The organism is Streptomyces sp. NPDC001933 (assembly GCF_042890955.1).
Lineage (GTDB): Bacteria > Actinomycetota > Actinomycetes > Streptomycetales > Streptomycetaceae > Streptomyces.
This window is the reverse complement of record NZ_JBIASS010000007.1, coordinates 74,816-94,727: the sequence shown is the minus strand read 5'-3', so window position 1 is coordinate 94,727 and position 19,912 is coordinate 74,816. Positions and strand designations below refer to the sequence as shown.

The following is a 19,912-nucleotide window of genomic DNA, read 5'->3' as shown; positions in this document are numbered from 1 at the left end:
GCATCGGGTTCCGACATCTGGCCGGGCTGATGTACTTCCGTGCTGATCTCGCTGGTGGTGCCTTGTTACAACGAGGAAGAGATCCTCGAACGCTTCCATGAACGCGTCACGGAAGAAATGACCGGGCTGGGACATGAATTCCAGCTGGTGTTCGTCGACGACGGCAGTGCGGACCGGACCCTGGTGATCCTCCAGGAACTGGCCGCCGCCGATCCGCGGGTCCGCTATGTCTCCTTCAGCCGCAACTTCGGCAAGGAGGCCGCGATGCTGGCCGGTCTCCAGCACGCCGAGGGCGACGCCGTGGTCATCATGGACGCCGACCTCCAGCACCCGCCCGAGCTCGTGGGCCGGATGCTCCAGGAGCACGAGCAGGGCCACGACCAGGTGATCGCCCGCCGCACCCGCAAGGGCGACCGGGTCACCCGCACCCTCAGCGCCCGCACCTACTACTGGCTGATCAACCGCCTGGTGGACGTGGAGCTGGTGGACGGCGTCGGGGACTTCAGGCTGCTGTCCCGCCGCACCGTCGACGCGGTACTGGAGCTCACCGAATACAACCGGTTCTCCAAGGGCCTTTTCGCCTGGGTGGGATTCCGTACGACGACCTTCTCCTACGAGAATGCCGTCCGTGAACAGGGAAGTTCCGCCTGGACCTTCGGAAAGCTGCTCAATTACGGTCTCGACGGGCTGCTCTCCTTCAACAACAAACCGCTGCGCGCCGCGCTCTACCTGGGCATGCTGCTGCTTTCGGTGGCCTTCGCCTATGCTGCGTGGATCGTCGGCGTCGCCCTGGTGAAGGGAGTGGAAACTCCCGGCTATGTCACGCTCATCGTCGTGGTCACCGCACTCGCCGGGGTCCAGATGGTGATGGTCGGGGTGGTCGGCGAGTACGTCGGCCGCATCTACTACGAAGTGAAGCGACGCCCGCACTTCCTGGTGAAGGCCACCAACACCGAGGCACCACGACCGACGCCACAGACGTCACAGACGCGACAGATACGGGAACCCCAGGAGTTCGTACGCCGATGACGGTCACCGCGCAGATGGCCCGATTCGCCCTCGTGGGAGTGGTGAACACCGGCACGTACTACGGCTGCTATCTCGTCCTGCTGATGTGGCTGCCCTACATCGCCGCCCATGTGATCGCCTTCGCGCTGAGCATGACCGGCTCCTTCTTCCTGAACTCCTGGTTCACCTACCGGACCCGGCCCACCTGGCGGAAGTTCCTGCTCTTCCCGCTCACCAACGCCGCCAACTTCGTCATCACGACCGGCGGTGTCTATCTGCTGGTCGACCTGGCCGGGTTCAGCAGCCGGTACGCGCCGCTGGTCGCGGCCGCGGCGGCCATCCCGATCACCTTCGTCGTCTCGCGCACGATCATGCTGCGGCCGGACACCCCGGCCCCGGAGGCCGAACGCGTGCCCTGAGCCGTCCCGGCCGGGGCCACATCCCCAACTCCTCCCGAATCGTTGGTCGAATCGGTGGCCCCAGCCGTGTCCACTGCCTAACATCGATCACCGCAAGGTCTTGTGCACTGATGCACAAACTCTCCCCGGGAGGTTCCTTTGCACCGCCGCCGTCGCACCGCGCTCACCGTCTCCGCCGCCCTGCTCGCCGGCGCCCCACTCCTGACCGCCTGCGGCAGCGAGGCCCACCCGGGCGCCGCGGCTGTCGTCGGCGGGGACCGGATCGAGGTCTCCACGCTGCAGAGCCAGGTGGCCGCGGTACGCGAGGCGCAGCGCGACTCGAAGGACGCCTCCCAGCTCATCGACAAGTCCGGGCAGCTCAGCCGGGCCAAGCTGCACGGCATGATCTTCGACCGGGTGCTGGACCGGGCCGCACAGGACGTGGGCGTGACCGTCAGCCGCAGCGAGATCCAGCAGATGCGCAAGGCGGCGGCCGCCCAGTCCGGCGGGGAGGAGCGGCTGCGGACGGCGATGCTCCAGCAGAGCTGGGTCGCCCCCGGCCAGATCGACGCCGTCCTGCGCGAGCAGGTCCAGCTGACCAAGCTGGCCCAGGCGCTCGGCGCCGACCTCCAGCAGCCCGCCGGTCAGCAGGCCGTCGGCGAGGCGCTCGGCAAGGCGTCGAAGGCCCTGCGGGTCGACGTCAATCCGCGCTACGGCACCTGGGACGACAAGCAGACCCAGCTCGCCGACTACAAGGCCCCCTGGCTCAACCCGGTCACCAAGCCGGCCGGCGCGGCCGCCGAGGCCGGGGCCTGACCGGCCGCGGAAGGGGCGGCGGGAGCGACCGGAGTAGATTCGAACGGTGAATGCTGAAGACCCCGGCCGTATCGTTCTGCTCACCGCCAGCCACCGCGTCGCGCCCGGACTCCTGTCCTGGCCCGCCTGGCAGGCACTGCACGCCGCCGACCGGGTGCTCTGCGCCGAGCCGGACCACCCGCAGCTGCCGTATCTGCGCGAGGCGGGCGTCACCGTCGAGCATGCCGCGCCCGCCGCGCAGGAACTCGTCGACGACTGTGCGGGCGGCCGGTCCGTCGTCGTCCTCGCGGGCGGCGAGGGCGATCAGCCGCTGACCGACGGGCTCGCCAGGCTCGCCGGTTCGGGCCGGGTGCGGATGCCGGACCTGGAGCTGCTGCCCGGTTCGTACGACCTGCCGGGCGCCCGGCTCCTCGATCTGGTCCAGGTCATGGACCGGATCAGGGTCGAATGCCCGTGGACCTCGCAGAAGACCCACGAGGGCCTCGCCAAGTACGCCATCGAGGAGGCGTACGAACTCGTCGAGGCGATCGAGGACGGCGACCGCGACGAGCTGCGCGAGGAACTCGGCGACGTGCTCCTCCAGGTCGTCTTCCACGCCAGGATCGCCGAGGAGGACGAGGAGGAGCCGTTCTCCGTCGACGACGTGGCCGCGACCCTCGTCGAGAAGCTGATCCACCGCCACCCGCACGTCTTCGGCGACGAGAGCGCCGAGACTCCGGAGGACGTCCACGCGCACTGGCTGCGCACCAAGGCCATCGAGAAGCAGCGCGACTCGGTCACCGACGGGGTCCCGCTCGGGCAGCCCGGCCTGGCGCTGGCGGCGAAGCTGGCCGGCCGGGTCCGTACCGCGAAGCTCGACGTGCCGCTCCCCACCGGCGACGGCATCGGCTACGAGCTCCTCGCCCTCGCCGTACGCGCCGAGCAGGACGGCATCGACCCCGAGGCCGCCCTGCGGGCCGCGGGCCGCGCCTACCGGGACGCCATCAGGGCGGCGGAGGGCAACGAGTAGCACCGGGGGCGACGCCTGGCGGCGGAGGACAACGAGTAGCGCCGGAGGGCGACGCCTGGCGCCGGAGTGGGCCGAGCAGCGCCGGAGGGCGACGGGAACCGCCGGCGGGGACGAGTACGCCGGAGGGCGGGGGATGGCGCCCGGGGGCGGCGGATAACGTCGGGGGGTGAACCACAGCCCCGCCGACCGCCCCGCCGACAGTCCCGCCGATGCGCCCGCCGCCTGCCCCGCCGGCGGCCCCGAACTCTTCACCTGGGAGTTCGCCACCGACCCGTACCCGGCCTACGCCTGGCTGCGGGAGCACAGCCCCGTGCACCGGACCGCGCTGCCCAGCGGCGTCGAGGCGTGGCTCGTGACCAGGTACGCGGACGCGCGGCAGGCGCTCGCCGACACCCGGCTCTCCAAGAACCCGGCGCACCACGCCGAGCCGGCGCACGCCAAGGGGAAGACGGGCATCCCGGGAGAGCGCAAGGCGGAGCTGATGACGCATCTGCTGAACATCGACCCGCCGGACCACACCCGGCTGCGCCGCCTCGTCTCCAAGGCGTTCACCCCGCGCCGGGTCGCCGAGTTCGCACCGCGCGTACAGGAACTGACGGACCGCCTCATCGACCGCTTCATCGCGGAGGGGAAGGCGGACCTCATCCACGACTTCGCCTTCCCGCTCCCCATCTACGCGATCTGCGACCTGCTCGGCGTCCCGCGCGAGGACCAGGACGACTTCCGGGACTGGGCGGGCATGATGATCCGCCACGGCGGCGGTCCGCGCGGCGGGGTGGCCAGGTCGGTGAAGAAGATGCGCGGCTATCTCGCCGAGCTGATCCACCGCAAGCGGGAGAACCCCGGGGACGATCTGATCTCCGGGCTGATCCGCGCCAGCGACCACGGCGAGCACCTCACCGAGAACGAGGCCGCGGCCATGGCCTTCATCCTGCTCTTCGCCGGATTCGAGACCACGGTCAACCTCATCGGCAACGGGGTCTACGCCCTGCTGCGCAACCCCGCGCAGCGCGAACGGCTCCAGCTCTCCCTGGACGCGGGGGAGAGCGGGCTGCTGGAGACCGGCATCGAGGAACTGCTGCGGTACGACGGCCCGGTGGAACTGGCCACCTGGCGGTTCGCCACCGAACCGCTGACGCTCGGCGGACAGGACATCGCGGCCGGGGACCCGGTACTCGTGGTGCTCGCCGCGGCCGACCGCGACCCGGAGCGTTTCGAGGACCCCGACACGCTCGACCTCGCACGGCGTGACAATCAGCACCTCGGATACGGGCACGGCATCCACTACTGCCTGGGTGCGCCGCTCGCCCGGCTGGAGGGACAGACCGCGCTCGCCACGCTCCTGAACCGCCTTCCGGACCTGCGACTTGCGGTGGAACATACCGATTTGCGGTGGCGTGGCGGGCTCATCATGCGCGGACTCCGCACGCTTCCCGTGGAGTTCACCCCGGGGTCCGCCCACGCAGAAAGTGACGCACCGTCAACTCTGTGACTTTCACGTGATCTGCGCTGCATCGACTTGTGACTCCCGTTCGAACCCGGCTAGGTTCACCGTTCGACTCACCAGTCACACGTCAGCTACCCGGAAGGCAACCCCATGGGCTCCGCGAACGGCAAACACCGTCGCCCCCGTCAGGCACCCGCCATCGTCGTCGCCGCGGGCGTGACCGGATCGGCCATCGCCATCCCGCTGCTCGGCGCGTCCGGTGCCCACGCGGCCGACGCCACGACCTGGGACCGGGTGGCCGAGTGCGAGAGCGGCGGCGCGTGGAGCGCCGACTTCGGGAACGGCTACTACGGCGGCCTCCAGTTCTCGCAGGAGACCTGGAAGGCGTACGGCGGTGAGGCGTACGCGGAGCGCGCCGACCTCGCCAGCCGGGCGCAGCAGATAGAGGTGGCCGAGAAGGTGCTGGACGACCGGGGCCCGCGGGCCTGGCCCAGCTGCGCGGTCATCTCCGGTCTGGCCGTGGACGGGACGCTGCCGGGCGTGGACCCGGGCTCGGTGCCCGCCGACGACCCGGCCGGGAGCGGGAAGCCGGCTGACGACGCGTCGGCGGACCCGTCGGGCGACGCCACGCCGTCCGGGAGCGCCTCGGACGGTACGGACGGCGCGGACGGCTCGGAGGGGTCCGGCAAGCCGTCGGGGAAGACCTCGCCGTCCCCGAAGCCCTCGGCCTCGACCACCCCGTCCTCCGGAGCGCCCGCCTCGCCCGACGCGTCCAGCGGCAAGGGCGGCAAGCACCGCGGCGCGCCGGCCGCCGAGAAGGGGCGTGGCGCGGACGCCGACGGCCGCGAGTCGGGCCGTCACGCATCGCGCGGCGGCAAGGACGCGCGCGACACGGCCGCCCCGGCCGCCGACGGCACGTACACCGTCCACGCCGGCGACAACCTCTGGTCGATTGCTGACGCACAGAAGGTTCCCGGCGGCTGGCCCGCGCTCTACGAGGCCAACAAGGCTGCCGTCGGCGCCGACCCGGACCTCATCCTCCCTGGCCAGAGCCTCGATCTCGATGTGAAGGCCAAGTGAGGGAAGTCTGATAATCGACTAAAAGAGCCCCAAAAAGTGGGCCAGTTCAGGGACCTATGTCCGCTTATGCGTAAGTGAGACATGGGTCTCTTTGCGTCAACTGGCGTGTCGCGTCCGGGGGCCCTTCCGCATCGCGTCCCACCTGCGGAAACGACGGTTCTTCAGATGCAAGTAAGGGTTTATTGTCCGATGTGTCCGTCTTTGAATGTGGGGGTTGCGTATGTTTACGGTCGGAACCGCTCGCACCGCGGGCCCCGTCGACCGTCACGCCGAATCCTGCCGTCGGTCGAAGGGAACAGACGCGTAAAGCGCCGTAGGCAGGAGCGGGGGACCCAGGTAAGCGCCGGGCCCGATCGTCGAAAGACGCATCAGGACCGGCTTGGGGTGAAGTCGCGTGCTAGGACGTGCGACCGGGCAACTCACTTGGCCCGAACCCGACAGCTCACCTCGTAGGCGTCGGTGAGGAGAAGTTCCATGCTGCTTTCCAGCAAGGGCAAGCACCGCCGCCCGTCCAAGGCCGTCCGCATCGCCACGCTCGCCGGTGTCGCCGGTGCCGCAGTCGCCGTGCCCCTGATGGGCGCGACCGGCGCCTCCGCCGCCTCCGTCGCCACCTGGGACGCCGTCGCCCAGTGCGAGTCCGGTGGCAACTGGTCCATCAACACCGGCAACGGCTACTACGGCGGTCTGCAGTTCTCGCAGTCCAGCTGGGCCGCCGCCGGCGGTACGCAGTACGCCCCGCGCGCCGACCTGGCCACCAAGGCCCAGCAGATCGCCACCGCCGAGAAGCTCCTCGACATGCAGGGCCCCGGTGCCTGGGGCTGCGCCGGCGCCGGCAACCTGACCAACGACGGCGTCGACCCGGGCGTCGACACCGGCTCGTCCTCGAACTCCTCCTCCAATTCGACCGCGAGCTCCGGCGCCTCCGAGCAGCAGAGCGCCCCGGCCGCCCCGAAGCAGCAGGCCCAGCCGAAGCAGGCCGAGCGCACCGAGGCCCCCGCCGCCTCCCGCTCGGACCGCACCACCGCCCCGCAGGCCGAGTCGAAGAAGACCGTCACCACGCCGACCGGCGAGAAGGTCAAGAAGGGCGACGGCGAGTACAAGGTCGTCTCCGGCGACTCGCTGAGCAAGATCGCCGCCGACCACAAGGTCAAGGGCGGCTGGCAGAAGCTGTTCGAGCTGAACAAGGACATCGTCAAGGACGCCGACCTGATCTACCCGGGTCAGCAGCTGCACCTGACGAAGTAGTCGCGGCTCGCTCCTCCCCGAGTACCACCCCGGCCCGGCGCGCATTCCCCCGTATGCGCCCGGCCGGGGTGCTGCCGTTCGCGCTCGGGGGAGCGGCGGACCGTTCAACTGTTGTAGTTACTGACCGGTAAAAATCTGACAGTTTGTCCGGTAATGTGTGCCCCCGGGTCCTTTTTCGTCCCAGGGGTCGGGCGGTCGGCCGACTGATCGGGCCGGGCCGGTTAGGCTCTTGTCGCAAGGCCAAAGCGACCCTGCACAACCAGCGTCATATCCCAGAAGGAGATGCCTCGTGCCGTCCATCGACGTCGTCGTAGCCCGGGAAATCCTCGACTCCCGCGGAAACCCCACGGTCGAGGTAGAGGTCGGCCTCGACGACGGCAGCACGGGCCGTGCTGCCGTTCCGTCAGGCGCCTCCACCGGTGCGTTCGAGGCCATTGAGCTTCGCGACGGTGACCCCAACCGCTACCAGGGCAAGGGCGTCGAGAAGGCCGTCCTCGCCGTGATCGAGCAGATCGGCCCGGAGCTCGTCGGCTACGACGCCACCGAGCAGCGGCTGATCGACCAGGCGATGTTCGACCTGGACGCCACCGAGAACAAGGGCTCGCTCGGCGCCAACGCCATCCTCGGCGTCTCGCTGGCCGTCGCCCACGCCGCGTCCGAGGCCTCGGACCTGCCGCTCTTCCGCTACCTCGGCGGCCCGAACGCGCACCTGCTGCCCGTTCCGATGATGAACATCCTCAACGGCGGTTCGCACGCCGACTCCAACGTGGACATCCAGGAGTTCATGATCGCGCCGATCGGCGCGGAGTCCTTCTCCGAGGCGCTGCGCTGGGGTGCCGAGGTCTACCACACGCTGAAGAAGGTCCTGAAGACCAAGGGCCTGTCGACCGGTCTCGGCGACGAGGGCGGCTTCGCGCCGAACCTGGAGTCCAACCGCGCCGCCCTCGACCTCATCCTCGAGGCCATCAAGGAGGCCGGCTACGTCCCGGGCAAGGACATCGCGCTCGCGCTCGACGTCGCCGCGTCCGAGTTCTACAAGGACGGCAAGTACGAGTTCGAGGGCAAGGCCCGCTCGGCCGCCGAGATGACCGAGTACTACGAGGAGCTCGTCTCCGCGTACCCGCTGGTCTCCATCGAGGACCCGCTGTACGAGGACGACTGGGCCGGCTGGAAGGTCATCACCGACAAGCTCGGCGCCAAGGTGCAGATCGTCGGCGACGACCTCTTCGTCACCAACCCGGAGCGCCTGGCCCGCGGCATCGAGGAGGGCTCCGCCAACGCCCTGCTCGTCAAGGTCAACCAGATCGGCTCGCTGACCGAGACCCTGGACGCCGTCGAGCTGGCCCAGCGCAACGGCTTCAAGTGCATGATGTCCCACCGCTCCGGCGAGACCGAGGACGTCACCATCGCCGACCTCGCGGTCGCGGTGAACTGCGGCCAGATCAAGACCGGCGCCCCGGCCCGCTCGGACCGCGTCGCCAAGTACAACCAGCTGCTGCGCATCGAGGAGATCCTCGACGACGCCGCGGTGTACGCGGGCCGCTCGGCGTTCCCGCGGTTTCGCTCTGCGAACCAGTAAGCACAGCAAGGGCTGACAAGCCCGGCGGGGGTCGTGTGCCCCGGCCTCCGTCCGTCCCCGCACTCGGTCCCGTACCGTGTGCGGGGACGGACGTGCGTAGTGGGGAGGCGGGGACATGGCCGCGAAGGACCGGGACCGGTTCTCCACCGCGACCCGGCTGCGACTGCTCGGCGAGCAGACCGCGGCCCGCGTCTACCGGTCCCAGAACCGCCGCCAGGCCCGCCGCTCACGGCTCACCGGCCGGGCGGCCTTCCTCGCGCTCGTGGTCTGCTCGCTGGTGGTCGCGCTCGCGTACCCGATGCGGCAGTACGTCTCGCAGCGGGACGAGATCGCCGACCAGGAGCGCCTCGCGCAGGAGGCCAAGGCCCGTACCGAGGAGCTGCGCGACGAGAAGGCGCGCCTGCAGGACGACGCGTACATCCGGCAGCTGGCCCGTACGCACCTGCACTACCTTCTTCCCGGGGAGACCAGTTACACCGTGATCGACCCCGACGCGGTCAAGGAGCGCGAGGGCAGGACGGACGAGTCCGGCCGGCCGTGGCACTCCAACCTCTGGGACGGCGTGGACAGCGCCGACCGCGACGACCGCGACTGACTTTCTCCATCCATCTGCAGAACCGCAGTTCGAGCAGCCCGATCAGAACCTAGGCAGGCATGGAAACGCCCCCTCCCCAGACCGAGTCCACCGCGCCCACCGAGGCGGACATCGCCGCGTTCCAGCAGCAGCTGGGCCGTCCGCCGCGCGGTCTGCGCGCGATCGCGCACCGCTGCCCGTGCGGCAACCCGGACGTGGTCGAGACGCAGCCCCGGCTGGAGGACGGTACGCCGTTCCCGACGACGTACTACCTGACGTGCCCGCGTGCCGCGTCCGCGATCGGCACGCTGGAGGCGAACGGGGTCATGAAGGAGATGACCGAGCGCCTCGGTACGGACCCCGAGCTGGCCGCCGCGTACCGGGCCGCGCACGAGGACTACATCGCACGGCGCGACGCGATCGAGGTGCTGGAGGGCTTTCCGAGCGCGGGAGGCATGCCGGACCGGGTGAAGTGCCTGCACGTTCTGGTGGGGCACTCGCTGGCCGCGGGGCCGGGGGTGAATCCGCTGGGCGACGAGGCGATCGCGATGCTGCCGGAGTGGTGGCGCAAGGGGCCGTGCGTTTCGCCGTGCGGCGCGCCGGACGAGGACTGACCGTTCGTTCCCCGGGGGCTCCGCCCCCGGACCCCTGCTCCTCGATCGCCGGAGGGGCTTGAATGGCTCCTCGTCCCCGGAGGGGCTTGAACTGCTCCCCGATCGCCGGAGGGGCTTGATTGTGGGAGTGCTTCATGACTCGCGTGGCTGCCATCGACTGCGGCACCAACTCCATCCGTCTGCTCGTCGCCGACGCCGACCCGTCCACCGGTGAGCTCGTCGAGCTCGACCGGCGGATGGAGATCGTCCGGCTCGGGCAGGGCGTCGACCGTACCGGGCGGCTCGCTCCCGAGGCGCTGGAGCGGACGTTCGCGGCCTGCCGGCAGTACGCGACGGTGATCAAGGAGCACGGGGCGCAGCGGCTCCGCTTCGTCGCCACCTCCGCCTCCCGCGACGCGGAGAACCGGGACGACTTCGTCCGGGGGGTGCTGGAGATCCTGGGCGTCGAGCCCGAGGTGATCAGCGGTGACCAGGAGGCGGAGTTCTCCTTCACCGGAGCCACCAAGGAACTCGCGGGCCGCGACCACCTCGCCGAGCCGTATCTCGTCGTGGACATCGGCGGCGGCTCCACCGAGTTCGTCGTCGGCGACGACCACGTACGGGCCGCGCGCTCCGTCGACATCGGCTGCGTACGGATGACCGAGCGGCACCTGGTGCACGACGGTGTCGTCACCGACCCGCCGACCGACGCCCAGGTCGCCGCGATCCGGGCCGACATCGACGCCGCCCTCGACCTCGCCGAGGAGAGCGTGCCGCTCACCGGGGCCGCCACCCTCGTCGGCCTCGCCGGGACGGTCACCACGGTCGCCGCGATCGCCCTGGGGCTCGACGCGTACGACTCCGAGGCGATCCACCACTCCCGGATCTCCTTCGATCAGGTCCAGGAGATCACCGGACGGCTCCTCGGCTCCACCCACGCCGAGCGGGCCGCGATGGGCGCGATGCACCCGGGACGGGTCGATGTGATCACGTCCGGTGCGCTGATCCTGCTCGCCGTGATGGAGCGGACCGGGGCCCGTGAGGTCGTCGTCAGCGAGCACGACATCCTCGACGGGATCGGCTGGTCGATCGCCTAGGGGACAGGCACCGGAAGGGCCTGGAAGGGCCTGGAAGGGGCTGGAAGGGGCTGGCGGGGGCGCTCCGCGCGGAGCGCTCACGCGTACCTTGGCCTGCACCTTTGAGCTCTCGTGGGCCACCCGGGGGGTGGTTTCCGGGACACGCCGCGACGAAGTTCGTGAACTTCTTCACAAGGAATTCGGCTCTGTGGAGGGCGGTTCTGCTCCGGATGGGCATCCGGGGCCGCCCGCAAGGTTGTTGCGAGGTCGTGCGGGAGTGTTCCGGACGTGTTGCCGACAGGTGAACCGGAGCGGTGGTTCGGTCCGTCCGGAGGGCCAAGGGCCAGCTCACAAGCGGTGAACAACGTTCGCCGTCACGCCGTGGTTCCCCTGCGTCGCCATGACCTCGGTCACGTGGGCGGCGAAGTGTAGCAGAAGGTGGACACATGCTTGTGAAGGGGCTCACGAGCATGCCCTCCGAGGGGGGTGGATACTCGATGGCATGAGCACCACGGAGCGTCCCAGGATCCTCGTAGTAGGCGGTGGGTACGTAGGCCTGTACGCAGCTCGGCGCATCCTCAAGAAGATGCGCTACGGAGAGGCGACCGTCACGGTCGTCGACCCCCGGTCGTACATGACCTACCAGCCCTTCCTCCCCGAAGCTGCTGCCGGCAGCATCTCGCCTCGGCATGTCGTCGTCCCGCTGCGACGCGTCCTGCCCAAGGCCGAGGTTCTCACCGGCCGAGTCACGACCATCGACCAGGACCGCAAGGTCGCCACGGTCGCGCCGCTCGTCGGCGAGGCCTACGAGCTGCCCTTCGACTACCTGGTCATCGCGATGGGCGCGGTCTCCCGCACCTTCCCGATCCCCGGCCTCGCCGAACAGGGCATCGGCATGAAGGGCATCGAGGAGGCCATCGGCCTGCGCAACCACGTCCTCGAGCAGCTGGACAAGGCCGACTCGACGACCGACGAGGACGTCCGCCGCAGGGCGCTGACGTTCGTCTTCGTGGGCGGCGGCTTCGCCGGCGCGGAGACCATCGGCGAGGTCGAGGACATGGCCCGTGACGCGGCGAAGTACTACACGAACGTGAAGCGCGAGGACATGCGCTTCATCCTCGTCGACGCCGCCGACAAGATCCTTCCCGAGGTCGGACCGAAGCTGGGCACCTGGGGCCGGGAGCACCTGGAATCCCGTGGTGTCGAGGTCTTCCTCTCGACCTCCATGGACTCCTGCGTCGACGGTCACGTCGTCCTGAAGAACGGCCTCGAGGTCGACTCCAACACCATCGTGTGGACGGCCGGCGTGAAGCCGAACCCGGCGCTGGCCCGCTTCGGCCTGCCGCTCGGTCCGCGCGGTCACGTGGACACCTCCGAGAAGCTCCAGGTGCAGGGCACCGACTACATCTGGGCCGCGGGCGACAACGCCCAGGTTCCGGACATGATCGGCCGCCGGGCCGGTAACCCGAACGCCTGGTGCCCGCCCAACGCCCAGCACGCGCTGCGGCAGGCCAAGGTCCTCGGCGACAACGTCATCTCCGGCATGCGGGGCTTCCCGCAGAAGGAGTACAGCCACGCCAACAAGGGTGCCGTCGCCGGTCTGGGGCTGCACAAGGGCGTCGCGATGATCGTCATGGGCAAGATGAAGATCAAGCTCAAGGGACGCATCGCCTGGTACATGCACCGTGGCTACCACGGCATGGCGATGCCGACCTGGAACCGCAAGATCCGGATCTTCGCCGACTGGACCCTCGCGATGTTCCTCAAGCGCGAGGTCGTCTCGCTCGGCGCCATGGAGACGCCGCGCGAGGAGTTCTACGAGGCCGCCAAGCCGGCCCCGGCACCGGCCGCCGCCAAGGCCGAGGGCGAGAAGGCCAAGGCCTCCTAGTCCGCCCGCGGGCCCACTCGCCCGCGCAGTACGCGCACAACGCCCGAAGGGGCCGTCCGCCATCCGTGGTGCGGGCGGCTCCTTCGGCGTATCCGGCGCCGAATGCATGTGCCGTACAGCTGTTTTGCCCTTCCATTGCGCTGTAGCGGGATGGCGGGGGCTTCGCGGACTGTTGACGGGTACGTACCTCGTCGTGGCGCACGGGTGCCCGGCGTGGTTGCAGGCATGTTCGACCATGTTTGGGCACATTGGGAACACCATCACGGAGGTGTGCGCCATGGCAGACGCCGCGTTGCGGCTGACCGCTCTTGCCGAGGAGTTGCTGGGAGAAAAGCTGCCGGTCCGTATCCGGGCCTGGGACGGCAGCGAATCCGGACCGCCCGGTGCCCCCGTACTTGTGATCCGGAACCGCCGCGCGCTGCGCCGGCTGCTCTGGAAGCCGGGCGAACTGGGCCTGGCCCGCGCCTGGGTCGCGGGCGAACTCGACATCGAAGGCGATCTCTACGAGGCCCTGGACCTGATGGCCTCGCTGATCTGGGAACACGGGGCCGACGCCAAGGAGAGCGTCCACCCGGTCCGCGACCCCAGGGTGCGGGCCTTCGCCAAGGGGCTGCTGCGACTGGGCGGCCCCCTGCCCCCGCCGCCCCCGCCGCCCGAGGAGGTGCGCCGCCGCCCCGGCCCCCTCCACACCAAGCGCCGGGACAAGGCGGCCATCAGCCACCACTACGACGTGGGCAACGACTTCTACGAACTGGTCCTCGGCCCGTCCATGGTCTACTCCTGCGCCTACTGGGAGGACGACAAAAGCCTTGAGGACGCCCAGCGCGACAAGCTCGACCTGGTCTGCCGCAAGCTCGCGCTGAAGGAGGGCGACCGCCTCCTCGACGTCGGCTGCGGCTGGGGCTCCATGGCCATCCACGCCGCCCGCGAGTACGGCGCCCGGGTCACCGGAGTCACCCTCTCCGTGGAACAGGCCGCCTTCGCCAGGAAGCGCATCGCGCAGGAGGGCCTGACCGACCGGATCGAGATCCGGGTCCAGGACTACCGGGACGTCAGGGACGGCCCCTACGACGCCATTTCGTCCATCGGCATGGCGGAACACGTCGGCTCGGTCCGGTTCCGTGAGTACGCCGACGACCTCTACGCACTCCTCAAGCCCGGCGGCCGGCTGCTCAACCACCAGATCGCCCGCCGCCCCGAGAAGGACGAGTCCGCGTACCACGTGGACGAGTTCATCGACGCCTACGTCTTCCCCGACGGCGAACTGGCCCCGGTGGGCCGGACCGTGGCCACCCTCGAAGAGGCCGGCTTCGAGGCCCGCGACGTCGAGTCGATCCGCGAGCACTACGCGCTGACCCTGCGCCGCTGGGTCGCCAACCTGGAGAAGCAGTGGGACCGGGCGGTCCGGATGACCTCGGCCGGACGGGCCAGGGTCTGGCGGCTCTACATGGCCGCCTCCGCCCTCTCCTTCGAGCACAACAAGATCGGCGTCAACCAGATCCTCGCGGTGCGTCCGGCGGAGGGCGGGGCCTCCCGCATGCCGCTGCGGGCCCGTGACTGGACGGCGTCCGCGACCGGTTGACACACCGGGACGGGCCGAGGGCCGGTGCGCGCGGCTTCTTCGCTGCGCGCACCGGCCCTCGGGCGTCTTCGGCGGGATCCCGTCCCGCCGGGTCCGCTACTCCGTCTTGATCGCCGTCAGCATGTTCAGCTTCGCGGCGCTGCGGGCCGGCCAGAGCGCGGCCAGCACACCCACGATCCCCGCCAGCACCAGGAAGACCGCGATCCGGTCCCACGGGATGACCAGCGCGTACTGCGGGATCTCCGAGGACAGGGTCTGCCCGATCGCCCAGCCGAGGAACATGCCGAGCACGACACCGACCACCGCGCCGAAGAGCGAGATGACCACGGCCTCCAGCCGGATCATGCGCTTCACCCGGCGCCGGTCCAGGCCGATCGCCCGCAGCATGCCGATCTCCTGCTGGCGCTCGAAGACCGACATCGCCAGGGTGTTGACGACCCCGAGCACCGCGATGATCAGGGCCATCGCCAGCAGCCCGTACATGATGTTCATCGCGAGGTTGACCGAGCCGCCGAACATGTCACGGATGTCCTGACGGTCCATGATGCTCATCCCGGGGTTGTCACCCAGGGCCTTCACCAGCGCCTGCTCGTTGGCGTCGGTCGCGCCGCCGTCCGTCTTCAGCCAGATCTCGCGGATGTACGACATGCCGCCGTGCGCGTCGGCGACGTTCTTCGGGACCAGGACCGGGGAGAGCATCTCGTTCCCCTCGAAGACCGCCCCGACTTTCAGCTCGCCCTTCTTGTCGTCGTCGAACTTCACCGGGAGGGTGTCGCCGGTCTTCCAGCCGTTGGACTCGGCCGTCTTCTTGTCGACGGCGATCTCGCCCTTCCCCAGCGCGTCGAGCGAGCCGGAGACGGTCGGCAGCGTGAAGAGCTGCTGCACGTCGCCGGGGGTGACGGCGGACGCGGAGTGGTACTCGCCCTTGACCTCCAGCGAGGTGGCCTGCTGCGGCGAGATGGCCGAGACCCCGTCGGCCTTCTGCAGGGCGGTGAGCGCCGACTCGTCGAGCGGACCGCCGCTCGCCATCGTCACCATGTAGTCGGCCTTGATGTTGTCCGTGGTCATCCGGTCGACCGCCTGGCCGAGGGTGACGCCGAGGACCGAGATGCCGGTGACCAGGGTGAGGCCGATCGCCAGCGCGGAGGCGGTGGCGCCGGTACGGCGCGGGTTGCGGACCGCGTTCTGCGCGGCGAGCTTGCCGGAGACCCCGAACAGCCGCTTCAGCAGCGGGCGGACCAGTGCGATCACCGGCCGCGACAGCAGCGGGATCAGCACGATGACGCCGATCAATGTGAGGAAGGCACCCGCGGCGATGATCGTCCGGCCGGACGATCCGCTCCTGGACGCGCCCGCCACGATCCCCGCCCCGCCCAGCAGGGTGAGGACCGCGCCGATCGAGTTGCGCACCACCAGGGACTTGACCGTGGCCGTCGCGTGCACGCTGCTCATCGCCGCGACCGGCGGGATCTTGGCGGCCCGGCGGGCGGGCAGCCAGGCGGCCAGCACGGTGATCAGGACACCGACGGCGAACGCGGCGATGACCGCGGTGGGCGAGACGATCAGGGGCCCGGCCGGGATCTTCCCGCCGAACAGGCCCATCGCGGAGCGCAGCCCGATGGCGAGGCCCAGACCGATGGCGAAACCGATGACCGAGGCGATCACGCCGACGACGGCCGCTTCGATGAGCACCGAGCGCTTGACCTGGCGGCGCGAGGCGCCGACGGCGCGCATCAGCGCCAGCTCCTTGGTGCGCTGGGCCACCAGCATGGTGAAGGTGTTGGCGATCAGGAAGACACCGACGAACAGGGCGATGCCGGCGAAGGCGAGCAGCATCCCGTTGAGACCGCTCAGACCGTCCTCGATGTCCTTGGCCTGCTGGTCCGCGAGCGCCTGGCCGGTCTTGGCCTCGGCGTCCTTCGGCAGCAGCGGCTTCACCTCGGCCAGCAGCTTCTCGGCGGAGGCGCCGGACACGGCGGACACATTGGCGTCCTGGAACACGCCGGGCCTGAGGTAGAGCTTCTGGGCGACCTCGGTGTCGAAGAGGACCAGGCTGCCGCCCGCGTTGACCGCGCCGTCCTCGGTGGTGAAGACGCCGGAGAGGACGTACTCCTTCACCGGCCCGTTCGTGGCGACCCGGACCCGGTCACCGACTTTGTACTCGCCCTTCTTCGCGGTCTCCTTGTCGAGCGCGATCCGGTCGGCCGCGACCGGGCCCGTACCGTCGACGAAGGTGTACGCGGAGTCCTTGCCGTTCTTGCCGGGGAAGTAGTTCCCGCCGGTGTTGGACCAGCCGTTGCCGATCAGCCTGCCGTCGGGGTCGGCGACCCCGGCGAAGCCGGAGACCCGGCCGGTGGCGGTGGAGACGCCGTCCAGGCCCTGGATCTTCTTCAGGGTGGCGGCGGTGATGCCGGTGGTCTTCTCGTCGCGCTGGTCGGCGTAGGTGGTGACGGCGACGGCGACGTCGTCGTAGCTCTTGGCCGACTGGTTGCGGAGGGCGTTGCCGAGGGTGTCGGTGAAGACCAGCGTGCCGGAGACGAAGGCCACGCCGAGCATCACGGCGAGGACGGTCATCAGCAGCCTGGCCTTGTGCGCGAGCACATTGCGCAGGGCGGTACGGAACATGTCTGTCAGTCCTGGGATGGGAGAGGGTCCGGGGAGGGGCGCAGGGCGGGGCGGACTCAGCTGGTGCGGCCCTTGGCGTCGAACGCCTTCATCCGGTCGAGGACCCGGTCCGCGGTGGGGTTGATCATCTGGTCGACGATCCGGCCGTCCGCGAGGAAGATGACCCGGTCCGCGTAGGAGGCGGCCGCCGGGTCGTGGGTCACGATCACCACGGTCTGTCCCAGCTCGCGCACCGAGTTGCGCAGGAAGCCGAGGACCTCGGCGCCGGAGCGGGAGTCCAGGTTCCCGGTCGGCTCGTCACCGAAGATGATCTCCGGCCGGGAGGCCAGGGCGCGGGCGACCGCGACGCGCTGCTGCTGACCGCCGGAGAGCTCTGTCGGCCGGTGGGACAGCCGGTCGGAAAGGCCCACCATGTCGATGACCTGGCGCACCCACTCGGCGTCGGGCTTGCGGCCCGCGATGTCCATGGGGAGCGTGATGTTCTCGTACGCCGTCAGCGTCGGCAGCAGGTTGAACGCCTGGAAGATGAAGCCGATCTTGTCCCGGCGGAGCTGGGTGAGCTGCTTGTCCTTGAGGGAGCCGAGCTCCGTCTCGCCGATCCGTACCGAACCGCCGCTGAAGCTGTCGAGACCGGCCACGCAGTGCATCAGCGTGGACTTGCCGGAGCCGGACGGGCCCATGATCGCGGTGAACTCGCCCCGGGGGAAGTCCACGGAGACCTGGTCCAGAGCGGTCACCCTGGTCTCGCCCTCCCCGTAGACCTTCGACAGATCCGTGGCGCGGGCGGCCACCGTGGTGACGCGGGGTGCGGTGGAAATGGTGGTCACGGGTATCTCCTGTTTCGGGCTCCGGCCGAGGGCTCGTCCGGGGTTTGAGCGGGACCCCTCAATCGTCACCGCCGTCGCGCCGCCGGGCGTCCGTCCGCGTGCCCGTTCCTGGGGCAGCCTTGAGTCGCACCGGGAGGGCCCGGGGTCCTCCTGCGGTATGACACCGACCCTGAGTCGCCGTTCCGGGGGCCACCGCCCGGCCGGGCACCCGGCGGCCCCGCGCCCGGCCCTCTGCCCCGCGCGGTGGTGCGCCCGTAGCGGCCACCGGCGCGCGCCCGGTGAATGCGCCGTCCGAGTGCGGCGACTTTACGTCAATCCGGATTACCGGCCGTCGTGCCCGCTACCCCGCCCAGGCATGTGGCGATGCCCTTGAACGAGTGCTGACGACCCCTCAAGCGGTCAATAAAATAAGACAACATCGCGCCACTGATCCGCTGTTCGGGGGAGGTCCCCGGATAGGGTCATGTGCCAACGCGGAGCCGCGCGCCAGGCCTGGATGGTGGAATGCAGACACGGCGAGCTTAAACCTCGCTGCCCCTCGGGGGCGTACCGGTTCGAGTCCGGTTCCAGGCACCACTTCTCACTTGGGGGCCGAGCCGGCGGCAGAGCCGCCCGCTATCGATCCCGACCGGTTTCCGACAGGTTTGCGGGTCTTCTCCGTACGGGTTTCCAGAAAGATCCTCCCCAAGCACTAGTCTGATTCTTTTGCCTACCCATTACTCTTGTGGGAAGGCCACGCAGGGTGGCCATGGAGGAGTGAGATGAGGAGCAGCAACCCGGTCTTCTCGCGACGGGGCTTCAGCCGCGACAACGGATACGCGGGCTTCAACGCGGCGCCGCAGGCCGGGGCCCCCGCAGCGGGTGCCAACCCGTACGCGCAGGGCACCGCCGCGAACCCGTACGCCACCAACCCCTACGCCCAGCCGGACGCCCAGTACGGCGCCCCGCAGGCACCGGCGCGCACCGGCGCGATGACGATCGACGACGTCGTCACGCGCACCGCGATCACGCTGGGCACCGTGGTGCTCGGCGCCGTGCTCGCCTGGGCGCTGCTGCCGGTCGACGAGGCGAACCTCGGCAAGTCGTACGGCATCGCGATCGGCGCCGCCCTGGTGGCGTTCGTCCTGTCGCTCGTCCAGTCCTTCAAGCGCAGGCCGGTGCCGGCGCTGATCGTCTCGTACGCGGCCTTCGAGGGTGTCTTCCTCGGAGTGATCTCCAGCGCGGTCAGCACGTACATCGGACCCGGCGTCGTGATGCAGGCGGTGATGGGCACCATGTGTGTCTTCGCCGGTGTGCTGCTCGCGTACAAGATGCGCTGGATCCGCGTCACCCGGCGCTTCTACGGCTTCGTGATGGCCGCCGCCGTGGGCTTCATGCTCCTGATGGTGGTCAACCTGCTGTTCGCCGTCTTCGGCGGCGGTGACGGCCTGGGCTTCCGCAGCGGTGGCCTCGGCATCCTCTTCGGTGTCATCGGGATCATCCTCGGCGCGTGCTTCCTGGCCCTGGACTTCAAGCAGGTCGAGGACGGCATCGCCTACGGCGCGCCCCGCGAGGAGTCCTGGCTGGCGGCCTTCGGCCTCACCATGACCCTGGTGTGGATCTACCTGGAGATGCTGCGTCTGTTCTCCATCCTCAGCGGCGACGACTGATCGTCCGCACCCGCACGACGGAACGGCCCGCAGGCACTGTGCCTGCGGGCCGTTCCCCGTTCTCGCAGGCGTTTCCACGTGTGCCCGTGCATCGGCCCGTTGGTGACCGTCCTGCCGGGGAGCGTAGGGTCGCGGAGTGCTCGATACGACCCCGCTGATCATCGCCGTGGACCGATTCGCCGACCGGCTGCGCGCCGCCCCGCAGAGCCGTCTGCAGCGCGGAGCTGCTGCCGAGGGGCTTGCCGCGGCGCGGGAGCTGGCGCTGCGCGCCCAGCGGATCGAGGCGCCGGACCGGGAGCCGCGCCCCCTGCCGGACGCCGGGCTCTTCTCGGTCGGTGACCAGCTGGCCGTGGCGGGGCGCGATCTGGCGGTGGCACTGGAAAAGGCCCCGTCGGGCGAGCTCGACGAGGCCGTGCAATTCGTGGACGAGGCCGCCGCACGCGCGTTCGCGTAGCGGCGGGTGGTGCTCCGGGGGGATCGGTCCGGGGCCGGCGGCCGGCGAGGGCCGCTGCGTCC

Annotated in this window: 17 protein-coding genes, 1 tRNA gene and 1 riboswitch; of the genes, 16 read left to right on the top strand and 2 right to left on the bottom strand. The window is 69.9% G+C overall.

Annotation, left to right across the window (positions count from 1 at the left end):
- Positions 1 to 39: 39 nt before the first annotated feature.
- The 13 genes from ACFYY7_RS19105 (at position 40) to ACFYY7_RS19045 (ending at position 14,295) form a co-directional block, all read left to right on the top strand.
- On the top strand, positions 40 to 1,029 hold the full coding sequence (locus tag ACFYY7_RS19105) for a glycosyltransferase family 2 protein (RefSeq protein WP_388662816.1): 990 nt from the start codon (positions 40 to 42) through the stop codon (positions 1,027 to 1,029).
- On the top strand, positions 1,026 to 1,427 hold the full coding sequence (locus tag ACFYY7_RS19100) for a GtrA family protein (protein WP_388662814.1): 402 nt from the start codon (positions 1,026 to 1,028) through the stop codon (positions 1,425 to 1,427). Before ACFYY7_RS19105 ends, ACFYY7_RS19100 begins: the two co-directional genes overlap by 4 nt.
- 138 nt (positions 1,428 to 1,565) lie before the next feature.
- The gene (locus ACFYY7_RS19095) at positions 1,566 to 2,222 is read left to right on the top strand and encodes a SurA N-terminal domain-containing protein (protein WP_388662813.1); all 657 of its coding nucleotides are present in this window, start codon (positions 1,566 to 1,568) and stop codon (positions 2,220 to 2,222) included.
- 46 nt (positions 2,223 to 2,268) lie between these two features.
- Positions 2,269 to 3,231 carry a nucleoside triphosphate pyrophosphohydrolase gene (locus tag ACFYY7_RS19090; protein WP_388662811.1) on the top strand — a complete coding sequence of 321 codons (963 nt, stop codon included), beginning with the start codon at positions 2,269 to 2,271 and terminating at the stop codon, positions 3,229 to 3,231.
- A 166-nt stretch (positions 3,232 to 3,397) separates the two neighbouring features.
- Complete coding sequence (locus ACFYY7_RS19085) at positions 3,398 to 4,723, top strand: cytochrome P450 (protein ID WP_388662809.1); 1,326 nt, start codon at positions 3,398 to 3,400, stop codon at positions 4,721 to 4,723.
- A gap of 105 nt (positions 4,724 to 4,828) precedes the next feature.
- A complete protein-coding gene (locus tag ACFYY7_RS19080) occupies positions 4,829 to 5,758 on the top strand; it encodes a transglycosylase family protein (protein WP_388662808.1) in 930 nt (309 codons plus the stop codon).
- Between the two features lie 299 nt (positions 5,759 to 6,057).
- Positions 6,058 to 6,229: riboswitch (cyclic di-AMP (ydaO/yuaA leader) on the top strand.
- 3 nt (positions 6,230 to 6,232) lie between these two features.
- A complete protein-coding gene (locus ACFYY7_RS19075; RefSeq protein ID WP_388662806.1) occupies positions 6,233 to 7,003 on the top strand; it encodes a transglycosylase family protein in 771 nt (256 codons plus the stop codon).
- Positions 7,004 to 7,292: 289 nt separating this feature from the next.
- Positions 7,293 to 8,582 carry a phosphopyruvate hydratase gene (gene eno, locus ACFYY7_RS19070; protein WP_358949206.1) on the top strand — a complete coding sequence of 430 codons (1,290 nt, stop codon included), beginning with the start codon at positions 7,293 to 7,295 and terminating at the stop codon, positions 8,580 to 8,582.
- 115 nt (positions 8,583 to 8,697) lie between these two features.
- Complete coding sequence (locus tag ACFYY7_RS19065) at positions 8,698 to 9,177, top strand: septum formation initiator family protein (RefSeq protein WP_388662804.1); 480 nt, start codon at positions 8,698 to 8,700, stop codon at positions 9,175 to 9,177.
- 59 nt (positions 9,178 to 9,236) lie between these two features.
- Positions 9,237 to 9,770, top strand: coding sequence for a DUF501 domain-containing protein (locus tag ACFYY7_RS19060; protein WP_351261362.1), 534 nt, complete (start codon positions 9,237 to 9,239; stop codon positions 9,768 to 9,770).
- 134 nt (positions 9,771 to 9,904) lie between these two features.
- Entirely contained in the window at positions 9,905 to 10,846 is a 942-nt protein-coding gene (locus tag ACFYY7_RS19055; protein WP_388662802.1) for an exopolyphosphatase, read from the top strand.
- A 481-nt stretch (positions 10,847 to 11,327) separates the two neighbouring features.
- Positions 11,328 to 12,713: an NAD(P)/FAD-dependent oxidoreductase gene (locus tag ACFYY7_RS19050; protein WP_388662800.1), complete on the top strand. Its 1,386-nt coding sequence runs from the start codon at positions 11,328 to 11,330 to the stop codon at positions 12,711 to 12,713.
- A 277-nt stretch (positions 12,714 to 12,990) separates the two neighbouring features.
- The gene (locus tag ACFYY7_RS19045) at positions 12,991 to 14,295 is read left to right on the top strand and encodes a class I SAM-dependent methyltransferase (RefSeq protein WP_388662799.1); all 1,305 of its coding nucleotides are present in this window, start codon (positions 12,991 to 12,993) and stop codon (positions 14,293 to 14,295) included.
- Between the two features lie 96 nt (positions 14,296 to 14,391).
- On the opposite strand, the gene ACFYY7_RS19040 is transcribed toward ACFYY7_RS19045, so the two are convergent.
- Both ACFYY7_RS19040 and ACFYY7_RS19035 read right to left on the bottom strand, forming a co-directional pair.
- Positions 14,392 to 16,920 (bottom strand): ABC transporter permease, encoded by a 2,529-nt coding sequence (locus ACFYY7_RS19040; protein ID WP_388662797.1) that lies wholly within the window; start codon positions 16,918 to 16,920, stop codon positions 14,392 to 14,394.
- Positions 16,921 to 16,976: 56 nt separating this feature from the next.
- Positions 16,977 to 17,747, bottom strand: coding sequence for an ABC transporter ATP-binding protein (locus tag ACFYY7_RS19035; RefSeq protein WP_360930253.1), 771 nt, complete (start codon positions 17,745 to 17,747; stop codon positions 16,977 to 16,979).
- A 490-nt stretch (positions 17,748 to 18,237) separates the two neighbouring features.
- Here ACFYY7_RS19035 and ACFYY7_RS19030 point away from each other — a divergent pair.
- The 3 genes from ACFYY7_RS19030 (at position 18,238) to ACFYY7_RS19020 (ending at position 19,850) form a co-directional block, all read left to right on the top strand.
- Positions 18,238 to 18,323: transfer RNA gene (locus ACFYY7_RS19030), tRNA-Leu, on the top strand.
- 185 nt (positions 18,324 to 18,508) lie between these two features.
- Complete coding sequence (locus tag ACFYY7_RS19025; protein ID WP_388662795.1) at positions 18,509 to 19,396, top strand: Bax inhibitor-1/YccA family protein; 888 nt, start codon at positions 18,509 to 18,511, stop codon at positions 19,394 to 19,396.
- Positions 19,397 to 19,532: 136 nt separating this feature from the next.
- The gene (locus tag ACFYY7_RS19020) at positions 19,533 to 19,850 is read left to right on the top strand and encodes a hypothetical protein (protein ID WP_388662793.1); all 318 of its coding nucleotides are present in this window, start codon (positions 19,533 to 19,535) and stop codon (positions 19,848 to 19,850) included.
- The last annotated feature ends 62 nt before the right edge of the window (positions 19,851 to 19,912 follow it).

Bases quoted from the DNA above. Each gene is read 5' to 3' on its own strand.
- ACFYY7_RS19100 (WP_388662814.1), top strand. From the start codon at position 1,026: ATGACGGTCACCGCGCAGATGGCCCGATTCGCCCTCGTGGGAGTGGTG.
- ACFYY7_RS19080 (WP_388662808.1), top strand. From the start codon at position 4,829: ATGGGCTCCGCGAACGGCAAACACCGTCGCCCCCGTCAGGCACCCGCC.
- ACFYY7_RS19075 (WP_388662806.1), top strand. From the start codon at position 6,233: ATGCTGCTTTCCAGCAAGGGCAAGCACCGCCGCCCGTCCAAGGCCGTC.
- ACFYY7_RS19065 (WP_388662804.1), top strand. From the start codon at position 8,698: ATGGCCGCGAAGGACCGGGACCGGTTCTCCACCGCGACCCGGCTGCGA.
- ACFYY7_RS19060 (WP_351261362.1), top strand. From the start codon at position 9,237: ATGGAAACGCCCCCTCCCCAGACCGAGTCCACCGCGCCCACCGAGGCG.
- ACFYY7_RS19055 (WP_388662802.1), top strand. From the start codon at position 9,905: ATGACTCGCGTGGCTGCCATCGACTGCGGCACCAACTCCATCCGTCTG.
- ACFYY7_RS19050 (WP_388662800.1), top strand. From the start codon at position 11,328: ATGAGCACCACGGAGCGTCCCAGGATCCTCGTAGTAGGCGGTGGGTAC.
- ACFYY7_RS19045 (WP_388662799.1), top strand. From the start codon at position 12,991: ATGGCAGACGCCGCGTTGCGGCTGACCGCTCTTGCCGAGGAGTTGCTG.
- ACFYY7_RS19040 (WP_388662797.1), bottom strand. From the start codon at position 16,920: ATGTTCCGTACCGCCCTGCGCAATGTGCTCGCGCACAAGGCCAGGCTG.
- ACFYY7_RS19025 (WP_388662795.1), top strand. From the start codon at position 18,509: ATGAGGAGCAGCAACCCGGTCTTCTCGCGACGGGGCTTCAGCCGCGAC.